A 12,615-nucleotide genomic window follows, 5' to 3' on the forward strand; every position below is an offset into this window, starting at 1 on the left:
GAAAATTATTTCATTAATTCTTCAAGTTTTTTATGCAGTTCTTCCCCACGCAAATTCGCAGCAACAATTTTCCCTGCCGGATCAATCAGGTAATTCTGAGGAATCCCTTTTACACCGTATAACTTTGATGCGGCATTGTTCCAACCTTGAAGATCGCTCAGTTGCGTCCAGGTCAGACCATCAGTTTTAATTGCATTTAACCAGTTGTCTTTCTTGCCTGGCTGATCCAGCGAGACACCCAACACGGTGAAATTCTTTTCTTTATATTTGTTATAGGCAGCCACTACATTCGGGTTTTCCGCGCGACAAGGCCCACACCAGGATGCCCAAAAATCCAGTAACACATATTTTCCACGGAAATCAGAAAGCTTAACGGCCTTATCATTTACATCATTTTGTGTAAAATCAGGAGCTACAGCACCAATCGCCGTCGCTTTCGCAATTTCAATTTGTTTCGCGAAGTCCAGGCCAGCTTTACTTTCCCTCAGGCCTTTGCCTAATGCCAGAAACTTAGGTTCTACGGTAGCGACCTCCATATCGTATTCTGAAGATTCCCTTAATGCAAGCAGGCTAAAATACGAATCGGGATGCGCTGCAATAAACACTTCCTGAATTTTCAGCTTTTCAGCAGCAGCCGGTTTATGCCTGCTTTGCAAACTCTTCACAAATTCTTCTTTTTGCTTTTGTTCATTACTTGCTGCTGCCCATTCCGCATTCAAACCATTGATCACTTTCTCAGGAGCTGCAATCGCTTTCAAATAAACCGCATGTTCTGTATTGATCGGAGATCCCGTGATCGTTGCATTTTTTATAGAATCTTTGGCTTTAACCGTAATTTCTCCTTTATCCAGATACAAGGATAGCACATCTGGGTTCTTTGTCCCCGTACCTGCTCCCTGCTGGTCAAAAATAATTTTAGCAGCAGTAGGTCCGGATACTTCACCTTTAAAGGTAAAAGCCCCATTCTTTAATACGATGGAATCTTTTACCATCGCCCCATCCTTACGATAACTCAGGTAAACTTTTGATTTGGCCCCACTTTTAGCTACAGCTCCTCTTAAATTGAAAGCCACGTTTTGCGCATTTGCCAATACCGGAACAGCACATATTAGTGTAAAAACTAATTTTCTCATTTTTAATTGATTTGGTTGATTTATTGATTTTTTAATTGTTAAAGCCTGGCTTTGTAAGCGTCAAATTTTTCTCGGTAGGTATTGCCCATTGCCTGGATATCCCAGCCCTCTGATTTGAGATACTTTACAAACGCCTCATATTTTTTAGCCCGGACCGGACTATTATCGAGGTATTTCTTTTTTATATTTTCTTTTGACTCCAGGGCCAGCAGCTTCATCCAGGAGGAAAAATCACTCTCGAAAGAACTCGCTCCTGAAACACCAATGAATCCTCCCGTAGCCGCCAGCAAGTCATAAGCCGCATCCCGCTTTGCTGCATCCTGATCTTTGTCGTACTCCTTTCTGATCTTATCCGCCGCAGCTCCATTGTCATAAGCTTTCCCCGCATCCACAAATTCTTTTACCGGTTCTGGAATACGCATCGTCACCATAGCAGAAAGTTCTGACCATATGGCCGAACTCAGGACCGAGTCCTGATAATAATGTTGTTCGGGCTCCAATACCGGCAAGGCATCCTTCATTTGATTAGGCCAGCATACGACCAGCCTGCTCCGCCCTATTCTTTTAATGTCTTTCGCAAAATATCCTCTCCCATAGCTCCTGACGAAAAACAGCTCCAAGGGGAAGAATGATCGGGAGTATTTTGGCGCAACCCCGGACATCAATGTCTTTACATAGCTAATTGCACTCTGCCTGTCCTGATCCGCAATTTTCTCTACGCCAAAACGATTGGTGGGGTCACTCTCTAAAATCGCATTGGTCACTTCCTTCCAATCTTTAAAATCCATCCTCATCCAGACATTATAACTTCGGTACAGTTCCTTAACCACTGGGTCAGCATCTGCCGGAGGCGAAAATGTTTCTTCAAATTTTAAATCTTCCCTATTGGTTAAGGTTTCTTCTTTCCGGCATGACCAGACCAGAATGGCCAGACCAAAAGCAATAAAGTATATCTTTTTTAAGTTCATATCTTTTAAATTTAACTCAGCTTATCTTTTGTTTAATGGCATCTCCGGACTATTGATTTGCTCCGACAACGGAATTTGCAGGATATAGCGCGGGTCTTTTTCTTTAAGGGTATAAACTTGTCCGTTCTTATACACATGGGTTAAAGAAGGTTTACCCAGTCTTCTCAAATCAAACCACCTCAATCCTCCCTCGAAAGCAGTTTCAATTCTACGTTCTTCATAAATGCGTTTCAATAGTTCCTCCTGATTTGCAAAGTCTGCAGACTTTAAAGGGACAAATGTTCCCTTCTTAATCCGCTTCACAAGAAGAAGATTCAAATCATTAACCGCCAGATCCTTACGTCCTGTTTTGGCATAAGCCTCCGCACGGATCACATAGGCTTCGCTTACCTTCAACCCAATGTGGTAATTGGGATTTTCCTGTTTCGCGAACATATTGTAGATCGTGGGGCCGGTCTGAACACCGTCTGCAGTATTCAGATCTGCATAGGAATCGAAAATATATTTACGATAATCCATCAGCCCGTTACGCTTACACAAATCCAGCAATTCAACCGCCGGTTTAGCTGCTCCCATTCCATGATAGAAAATATTGTTATTCGCTTTCCCCGCCATAAAGAACAATACTTCATTCTTATAATCAGTGTCAATCATTCCGTAATTACTGGTAAAGGCGTACCGTTCGGTTTCTTTATCAATATGCGACTGGGTCTCATTCATATCGAATAACCCTTTGGTATTCATCACGATGGTTGAAGCTGCAACAGCCTCTTCATAATCCCCCATAAAAAGGTTTACCCTGGCCTTAAACAATTGAAGGGAATTGTAATTTAAACGGAACTTACTTTTCTCCGCCTTGCCTCTGAGCAGTAAGGATGCCTGATCAATATCCTTCAGGATTTGCTCCCAAACTTTCGCTATCGGTTCTCTTACGTTATTTTGAGTATTTTCATGTACATCCACTGCCGTTAAGGGCATGGGTACCCCATGATCATTCAGCGTCTCCGGAGCATAAACGTCTGCATACAGGTTCAGCAGATAAAAATAACTAAATGCCCTCAGGGCATAAGCCTCCCCTTTGACGGTCTCGAAAAGCACTTTATCCGCAGCAGAAGGATTACGTTTTGAGAATTCGTCGAGCACCGTGTTTGCATAGTAAACTGATTTATACAACTGCCCCCAATAAGGGTCATCGGCAACTCCTTCCATCTGATGACTCGAAGCCCAGACATACCAGGGTTCATTCGAACGTTCCAGGCTGTTTATGGTCTGCAGGTTAACGAAAGCATTGTCCGTCATCAGTTCCGTTTTGAAGTAAAAATCCTGCTTTGGATATCCCCCAAGTAAAACAGACTCATAGTCGGCAATGGTGACTGGCATCATGCTGTTTACCGGTTTGATGTCCAGCATTTTTTTACAGCTGGAAAACAGCAGTACCAGCATCACTATAAAATTTAAATAAAATATCTTTTTCATAATTACGGGCTTTAAAACTGTACAGATAAGGAAACCGAATAAGAACGGGGTAATGGAAGGAAGGTATTTCCGAAGGAAACATTTGCATTCCTGGTGTCATTGTAGTTCATCACAGAACCTGTAGATTCCGGGTCCTGCCCTTTTAGGGCTTTGTTTTTCCATACATGAAGGTTATTTCCCTGCAGCATCAAACGGATATTCTGAATTCCCCTGGCCCGGAGTGCCGGAGTAAAAAGATCATAACTCAGGGATAGGTTTTGCAGGCGGACAAAATCTCCTTTCACAGTTCTCAGGTCACTGTTATCATACATATTTCCATTATAGGGGCTGGATCCGGTTACCGCAAGGTCCCATGGATCAGATTCCAGTCTTGGAACATTTGTATACTGTTCATCTCCTGCCTGCCTCCATCTGCCCGCCCATTCCTTTGACATGTTCTGGGTCGCGTCAGGGAAGCCGAGTGCATAGCCCTGAGAAAGATTACGCAAACGGATCACATTCCCGAAATTTCCGATCAGTAAAGCGGAAAGCGTAAATTTCTTATAGGAAAAAGTATTGGTCAGACCACCTTGCACCATTGGCATCGTAGTACCGGAGTAAGTCAGCCCATCAATTTTATTCATCCCATACAAGACCTTCTCCCCTTCTTTTGTGGTATAAAAAGAAGCCCTTCCATCAGCATTCAAACCTGCATAACGATAAGACCAAAGTCCGTTTATCGGCTTTCCTACCACTGCAGAGGCAGCAAAATTAGTACGCTGCGCATTGGTAAGGCTATTGACCGTTGGCACAGAATAAACTTCCAGCACCTTATTCTCATTATAGCCCAGGTTAACATTTGTAGACCAGCGGAAATCTTTTCCGTCGATGTTAATGGAATTCAAAGACAGTTCAAAACCTCTGTTCTTCATCGAAGCCCAGTTCACCTGAATGGAATTGAATCCGGAAACCTGTGACACCTGTTTTGTCCCTAAAAGATCTTCGCCTTTTTTGTTATAGTACTCGATCGTACCACTCAGCCTGCGTTTCCACAATCCAAATTCCAAGGCCAGGTTAGTGGTATAATTCATCTCCCATTTCAGATTTGGGTTTTTAGGGGCTGAAATGACCAGATAGCCTTCTTTATTGATCACATCCGTTGTTCCGATCCTTGCCACTAAATCCGAATAAGCCTGTGAGGCCACGTTCCCCTGACTGCCATAAGAACCTTTTAAGGTGAGGTAGGTGAGCCAGTCTTTGTCCTTCAGAAAATTCTCCTCCTTCATCTGATAGTTTAACCCCAGGGCCCAAAGTGGCTGAAAAAGCTTATTGGTCTTAATCCCAAACCGGTTTGATCCATCCGTACGGGCATTCAGACTCATCGTATAACGGTTTTTATACGTATATCCGGCTACCCCGAAATAAGATACTGCTGCGGTTTCGTTCAGGCTTTCCGTCCAGTACGGAATACCCATGGTTTCCATGAACTCAAATTGCGGAACCTGCTGATGCCCCCTGTTGTGTACGTATCCGTAGATGTCTGTACTCACCTCTTTGTATTTCGAGGTCCGGATTTCCTGTCCCGCCATCATATCCAGACGATGATCGGTACCGATTACCGGCATATAAGAAAGTTGATTCCTGAAAGTTAGAGAATGGTTATTGTTAGACCGGTCCTGCCTGAAACCTCCATCAACCCATACCGGAACACTAATGTAATCAACGGTTTTGGTCATGTCCCTTTTTCTTGCTCTAACAAAATAACTGTCCTCGGTAGCGATATCTTCATCTACCGTATTCTGTTTTGAAAAGGAGAACAAACTGGTAAAAATCAGGTCTGGAATTAATCTCCATTCCAGATCTACTGTCCCACGCATGCCAAAGTTTTTTGAAGTTCTCCATCCTTCTTCCCTATTTTCCAGGAAATTATATTTAAGGCTGTTGTAATACATGTGGTTATAGCCTCCGCTTTCATCAAAGGCATTTTGTGCAGGTGTGGTATATATCGCCCATTCATAAGGATTCTCCCGGGAATCTGTAGCAAAAAAGCTGTTATTTTCCCGGGCATTGATATCCAGCATTCCTCCTATACGGATATTATCCCTCAGTTTAGTATACACTTTTACCGATCCGGTATAGGTTTTCTGTCCGACTTTTTTGGCGGTAGCCTGATCGTCCATCATGCTTCCCGATAAATAAAAAGTTGTTTGCTCAGTACCTCCGGAGAAATTCAGGCTGTGCTTATGACTCAGCGAGTTTCTGAACAAATGTTTAAACCAGTCTGTATTTACCGTTTCCAGTTGTTTCACTTTATCCTGAAATTGTGACCAGCTTAACTTCCTGTCGTGTACATCGATAAAATAGCGTTCAAAATCTGATGCAGTTCCGTATTCACCAGGTTTGTAAGTACTCGCATTCAGTATTCCCCTGGAAATCATTTCCAGGTTCACATCAGTCCGCTCTTTTGAATTCATCATGTATGCATCAGCAATCTGAGGACGCATCCCCATGGAAAGGTGACTGGAATAACTGATTCTGGTTTTACCCGAAACTCCCTTTTTTGAGGTAATGACAATCACCCCGTTTGCAGCTTTTGTACCGTAAATCGCAGTGGCTGCAGCATCCTTCAATACGTTTATCGATTCGATATCATCCACATTAATTCCTCCTATCCCGGAAGCAATCAGGTTTCTGTTGTTCATAATGTCGTCCACCGATACATTCATCGGATCGTCCAGAATGATCCCATCTACAACCCAAAGGGGCTGAACATTACCGCTGATCGTAGAGGTTCCCCGAATCCTGATCTGGGGGATCGCCCCCGGTGCGCCTGATGTACTCACAATGGTTAATCCGGGAACCTGTCCCTGCAACAACTTATCAATATTAGGCTGATTAATGGTTTTCAGCACATTCATATCTACGGTAGTGATAGAAGAGGTTAACCGGCGCCGTTCAATTTTCTGATAACCACTCACGACCACCTCAGAAAGGTCAGACATATCTGCCTTAAGTTTAATAAGGAGGTTGTTCCTGCCCCTTAATGCCTCTTCTCTGGTGATAAATCCGACACAGGAAAAAATCAGCACGGCATCTCCATTGGGGACAGTAACTGCAAAACTTCCATTCTGATCCGTTGCCACCCCTACCTTGCTGTCTTTAATGCGGACATTGATGCCAGGTAATGGCCCGCCGCTTTCATCGGTAACCTTTCCTTTTACCTCCAGGGTTAACCGGACAGGAGCCGGAATTTTTCGTTGTATCACCACCGTATTCTGCTGAATAACATAGGTAATCGGCTGGTTTTCAAAACAGGCTTCCAGGGCCTCTTTTAAAGAGACATTTTTGAGTTTAACATTTACTTTTTTTACGCCTTCCAGCGTTTGGGCAGTATAGACAAAGTTATAGCCACTTTGTATCCGCAGTTCTTTAAAAATTTTATCCAGAGAAGCATTTTGCTCAGAGATGGTGATGTTCTGGGCAACACTTTTCGCAGCGATCTGGAAGAAAATGGTCGTCATTAGAAGGATGGTCAACTTCATGATTCGCAGTATTTTATTTTGGGCATAAGCAGACCGCTTAGACCTCAGGAGATCGTAAATATTCATTACATTTGGGTGGTTTGGTTTGTTGATTGATTGTTTTCTGCAAAATATCGGGTAAGCCAGGCCAGCGTCAGACCTCGATGGCAGTCGGGTCTGACCTATTTATTTAAGCCATTCAGCTTCCCTAAAACTGTGAGTAGATTTATGGCATAACTATAATTTTCCTCCCTTCGATTTTAAAGTGTACCGTCTTCGTTAATTCTAAAATATTCAATACTTCGGATACCTCTTTAAACCGTGATACCGTCCCTATAAAAGTATTATCTGTTATTTTTCCCTGATAGATGATCTCCAGATCATACCACCTGGAAATTTTTCTCATGATGTGCTGAAGGTCCTCATTGGCAAACATGAAATAACCATTTTTCCAGGCAATCGTTTCTTCCGTATCTGCCGGAACTACATGAAAATGATCATGAGCAAAAATGGACTGCTCACCGGGCTTCAGCGTCAGCTGATGGTTGAGGCGCACGCTCCCTTCCAGTAAAGTAGTCCGGATACTTTCTTCATCAGCATAGGCATTCACATTAAAATGGGTACCCAGCACCTCCAGCACCTGAGTACGACCACCTATGGAGGCGGATGTGCTGATGACCTTAAAAGGCTGATGTTTGTTCTTTGTCACTTCAAAGTAGGCTTCACCGCTCAATTCTACCATACGGGTCTTTTGATCCGTAAAGCTCAGGGGAAACTTTAGAGAAGAAGCGGCATTAAGCCATACTTTGGTGCCATCCGGCAAATTGACCTGATACTGTCCTCCCCTTGGTGTCGTGATGGTATTATAGCCTTCCGGACTAGTTTTTGAAGGATTGATATGATATACCAGCTGACCATCGGCAGCTTTTACAATATTGATTCCCGCCTGCTTTACCAATGCACCATTTTCCGCATCAGTCAGGGAAATCTCCGATCCATCAGCCAGCTTAAGGATTGCTTTGTTTCCGCCGGGAGGAACATCGGTGGCATAGCGCTCCGGATTAGAACCAGGCCTGCCCTCTCTGACCGCACTGTAAAAATAGACACCAAGGCCGAAGGTGATTAAAATCACCGCTGCAGCAACCCAGCGCAAAGGAGTAAAAGAAGGAGCCATTTTTACCGGCAAAGGTTGATCAACGGATACAATTCTGTTCAGCACTGCAGCCCAGTCCTGATCGTCAGAGGGCTGCTGCTCAGCCGGGGCCTGCAGCTCCATCATTTCCAGAATTCCTTCTTCAACGGCCGATGCTTCTGCTCCGGTCAGTTCCCAAAGCATGTCGGTCTCTTCCCTGCTCAGCGTTCCTTCTTCAAACTGCTCCAATAAATGTTTTATTCGTTCCTTCATAGATTCAGATAGTAAGAAGCAGCAAAAGGAATTAAGGACTATCGGGAATTAAAAAAAATTATTTTAACAAAGCGATATAAGCCAGCAGGCCTAACGTAACACCATGGTGTTGCAAATGTTCCCGGATAGATTTCAGGGAAATCACGAGGGCATTTTTTACGGTATTTGGAGAGAGGTCCAGCGAAGAGGCAATTTCCGGAATATTTAAGCCCTGCCCTCTGCTCATCAGGTAAATCTTTTTTCTTTGTGCCGGCAGGCGCTCCACAGCTGCGCTGATCAGCTGATTAATTTCATTCAAATGAATGGTATCAGTAGTCGTATTACTTTCATGGGCCTGTTCCTGCTTTAAATTGTCTATCGCTTTAGCCTGCTTCAGGACTTTTCTCAAATGACCAAGACATTCATTTGAAGCATATTTATACAACCATGCTTTTACATTCTCTACCTCTGTTAGCTTATCCCTGTTTAACCAGACCCTTAGAAAAGTATCCTGAATAATCTCCTCAGCGGCAGCGGGAGATTTTGTAAAACGTAAAGCGAAAGCCTGTAATACAGGAAGGTAATGATAGAACAAAATGCTAAATGCATGCTCATCCCCTTCTGAGATTTGCTTCAACAACAACCGCTCATTAAAAATTCGCTTTAATGTCATACCCTTAATTTCCCCTACATATCCTAAAAAGCCGATTTTAATCAGCTGGAATACGCACTGTAATGTTAAATAATTATTTTGAAACCATTGGCATTGTATAAAACAACCTTGGCAGATTAAAAAATAACCCATAAAAAAAGATGGCCTCTTCAGACCATCTTATCAATTGACAATTAAACACGAGCGCGTTTATCTTCCAAAGCGGAGGTCACTAAAATTAAAACCTCCTTTATTGATATAAATTTTTAATTGCTGTGTACCTTCAGACAATTGAATCCCCTTTATCATCAGCGGTTTGAAAACGTGCATTCCACCTGTATGCGGGACGACTTGATTTTCAAGCTGCTTTTTTCCATTAACCAGCACAGAAATTTCACCCTTAGAATCCGCTGAAGCAACATTTAGAGATAAAGTATACCTGCCTTTCTCCTTTACATTAATGGTGTATTGCAACCATTCTCCAGGCTCGGTATCACTCACAAAATACCCCTGTTCCGGAGCTATATGTCTGCTGATATCTACCCCATCGTTACGATAAATCCGCCCCCGGTTTCCCAGCGTTGTTTTTTGCGTAGAAACGTGATAATCTGCCGTATCCAGATCAAAATACGCCTGTCCGTTGATTCCTAAATCATAATCCACTGCTGCCAGTACACTCCCTGACTGGATAATATGGTCTTTAAAAGGTTTCGTTTCTGAGCTAAAAGGCTGACGGAACATGGCATCCACTACATCCTGATGAAAAATATTATGTTCTGTTTTGAGGTCTTCCGCCAGTTGCATCAATCCTTTTTCGGCTATAGCTGAAGAAGGCCGCTCTCCGGCTCCGTTCCAATACTTCAACACGGCATCATAATCCGGATTGCTCCTTACCTGCAGCGGATTGTTGTTGCCCAGTTTTTTCAAAGGCCACCATGCCCAGCCAATGTTGTTTCTTTCAAAAAGACGGATCGCCTCTGTAAACCATACGTTAGAATTCTCTCCGGTCTCTCCCAGCCATACGGGAACATTCTGCTCTGTTCTGGCTTTTTCCATGCCTGCTACTGAAGCCTGATCATTAAAAGCCCAGTATTTATGAAAGCTCAACACCATATTTTTATCCCATAGCGGAAAGATTCCGTTGTAATTATTTCCCCAGCCGTTTCCTTCAATAATGACCATATGCCGCTGATCTACTTCCCTGATAGCGCTGGTAATCTCTACCATCAGCTTTCTCAACGCGATATTCTTCTGTTCCTTTATCCCGTTTTTATCATTTGCAAGGTCTTCAAATCCCCAGTTAGGTTCATTGATGATATCGTAAGCACCAACCCATGGCTCATTAACATATCGTTCAGCCAGCTTACGCCAGAGTGCAACAGTTTTTTGCTGATTGGCTTCGCTATCCCATAAAGAAGAGGCATTCGGATCACGGTCTGAAATGTTCAGGTCATTGCCTTGCCCGCCAGGTGCTGCATGCAGATCCAGAATCAGGTAAAGCTGATACTCCTTGCACCAGGCCAGCAAACTGTCCGTCATGGCAAATCCCTGCTCAATCCAGGTTTGTTGCCCGGCTACCGGCTCCTGAGCCACCGGTAAAGTGTAGAGGTTAAAATGCATCGGAAGGCGGACAGAATTAAAACCCCAGTCTTTCATGGCCTTAATGTCCGACTTACGGGTATGGTTCTTAAGCCAGGATTTATAAAATAACCGGGTTTTATCCTCGCCAATCAAATCCTTAATTTTCTCACGGATCACAAACTGCTGCCCGCCGCCATTCAGGCCCAGCATATAACCTTCCTGAACCATCCAGCCCCCGAATCCCATTCCTCTTAAAAGCACATTTTCGCCTTTTTCATTTACAATTTTTTGCCCTTCAGCCTTCAGGAAACCCTGTGCAAAAGTAGGTTGAGTACTGATACAAATCAGGAGTAAACACAGGCTGGAAATGAGCAGCGTTAATTTTAGTTGAGGCGAAGGATACGGCTGTACAGCTATCGTTACTGAGGTCATACTGAATATATTAATTGATGATGATCGTTGAAATTGAATGGGCTAAACTATTAGTCCCGACTGATTTTCCGTCGATCCATAAATGGTAAGGAAGGGCGACTCCGGTTTTGTTCATCACCACCACGACAATTTTTCCATCAGGATTGATAAAGGCAGTACTGATCAGCCGGTCGCGGTTTGACGAGCAGGCAATCCGCTTCGCACCAGGAAGTACAAATTTGGAGAAATGCCCCAGGTAATAATAGGAATTGGTATAGATCAGCTTTCCTGTTTTCAGGTCCGCATGAACCGGAGCAAAACAAAAATTACCAACATGATTAGGTCCTCCCTTTTCATCCAGCAGCATATTCCAGTCTGTCCAGGCAGATACACCACTGTTAAAATCATTGATCAGAGAATAACCATAGCGCTCACCCAAAGCCCAGTTTTTCACACTGTCCAGATCAAATTTTTCTACACATCCTTCGGTAAAAATGAGGTTCTTATCAGGAAAGGCCTCTTTCACCAGCCTCACATTATCGAATAACATATTGCTGCCGGTCCAGGTTTCATACCAATGAAACCCAATCCCCCATATGTATTTCGCCGCTTCCGGATCAGACAATAAGGTATTGGCCCGCTGAAAAACCTGATCACGGTTATGGTCCCAGGCAATCAGTTTCTTATTCCTCATCCCATTTTTCTCAAGAGTGGGTCCGAGGTAAGCTTTGATAAAGTCCCTTTCTTCTTCTGCAGTATAAATACAGGATTCCCATTTCTGGGTGGCCATGGGCTCATTCTGAACCGTAAGGCCCCATACCGGAATACCTTTTGCTTCATAAGCATTGATGAATTTCACATAATAATCTGCCCAGTTCTGACGAAATTCTGGTTTTAATTTCCCTCCCTTCAGCATGCTGTTATTCGTTTTCATCCAGGCCGGAGGACTCCATGGACTAACATATAAAGGCAATTGGCCACCCGCAGCAAGGATTGCTTTTTTGATCAGGGGGATGCGGTATTGCTCATCATGGGAAACATCGAATGTTTTCAATTCAGTATCCATATCAGCTACATAAGTATAACTTCCACTGGAGAAATCACTGCTATGAATGCTGGTTCTGGCCAGTGTATAGCCAATTCCCTTTTCCCGGTCATAATAAGCCTCCAAAAATTCCTCTTGGCTTTTCTCCGGCAGTTTAGCGAAATTTTCAGCCACCGCGTCTGTAATAGAACCACCAATACCAATCACAGATTGGAAAGTTTTAGAGGGGTCCACAAAGACACACACCTCCGTCTCCAGAGGTTGAGGCATACTTTTAAAGGATAGTGATCCCGTTTTGCTAAGCCGCAGGTCGGTCCCGGCCGCAGTAGTATACTGAATGATTGTTTTGGCAACCGGTTTCCCTTGTTGACCATGAGCACATAAAACAGGTAAAAAGAATAAAAAGGGCAGGAATTTCTTCGTCATCATTGATTGGTATTGAGCGATTAAACCTGCTTACCGATC

General features: G+C 43.5%; 8 protein-coding genes. All 8 read right to left on the reverse strand.

Features of this window, described 5'->3' with window-relative positions:
- Positions 1–5: 5 nt before the first annotated feature.
- Complete coding sequence (locus tag BFS30_RS02565) at positions 6–1,133, reverse strand: TlpA disulfide reductase family protein (RefSeq protein WP_069377842.1); 1,128 nt, start codon at positions 1,131–1,133, stop codon at positions 6–8.
- Positions 1,134–1,171: 38 nt separating this feature from the next.
- Positions 1,172–2,101: a hypothetical protein gene (locus BFS30_RS02570; RefSeq protein WP_069377843.1), complete on the reverse strand. Its 930-nt coding sequence runs from the start codon at positions 2,099–2,101 to the stop codon at positions 1,172–1,174.
- A 21-nt stretch (positions 2,102–2,122) separates the two neighbouring features.
- Entirely contained in the window at positions 2,123–3,577 is a 1,455-nt protein-coding gene (locus BFS30_RS02575) for a RagB/SusD family nutrient uptake outer membrane protein (RefSeq protein ID WP_069377844.1), read from the reverse strand.
- 11 nt (positions 3,578–3,588) lie between these two features.
- Positions 3,589–7,098: a SusC/RagA family TonB-linked outer membrane protein gene (locus BFS30_RS02580; protein WP_069377845.1), complete on the reverse strand. Its 3,510-nt coding sequence runs from the start codon at positions 7,096–7,098 to the stop codon at positions 3,589–3,591.
- A 205-nt stretch (positions 7,099–7,303) separates the two neighbouring features.
- Positions 7,304–8,482 (reverse strand): FecR family protein, encoded by a 1,179-nt coding sequence (locus tag BFS30_RS02585; RefSeq protein ID WP_069377846.1) that lies wholly within the window; start codon positions 8,480–8,482, stop codon positions 7,304–7,306.
- A gap of 58 nt (positions 8,483–8,540) precedes the next feature.
- Positions 8,541–9,134, reverse strand: coding sequence for an RNA polymerase sigma factor (locus tag BFS30_RS02590; RefSeq protein WP_069382252.1), 594 nt, complete (start codon positions 9,132–9,134; stop codon positions 8,541–8,543).
- A 189-nt stretch (positions 9,135–9,323) separates the two neighbouring features.
- A complete protein-coding gene (locus BFS30_RS02595) occupies positions 9,324–11,126 on the reverse strand; it encodes a cellulase family glycosylhydrolase (RefSeq protein ID WP_083251918.1) in 1,803 nt (600 codons plus the stop codon).
- A 10-nt stretch (positions 11,127–11,136) separates the two neighbouring features.
- Positions 11,137–12,579: a glycoside hydrolase family 30 protein gene (locus BFS30_RS02600; protein WP_069377847.1), complete on the reverse strand. Its 1,443-nt coding sequence runs from the start codon at positions 12,577–12,579 to the stop codon at positions 11,137–11,139.
- Positions 12,580–12,615: the final 36 nt, after the last annotated feature.

It is taken from the genome of Pedobacter steynii, assembly GCF_001721645.1.
Taxonomy (GTDB): domain Bacteria; phylum Bacteroidota; class Bacteroidia; order Sphingobacteriales; family Sphingobacteriaceae; genus Pedobacter; species Pedobacter steynii_A.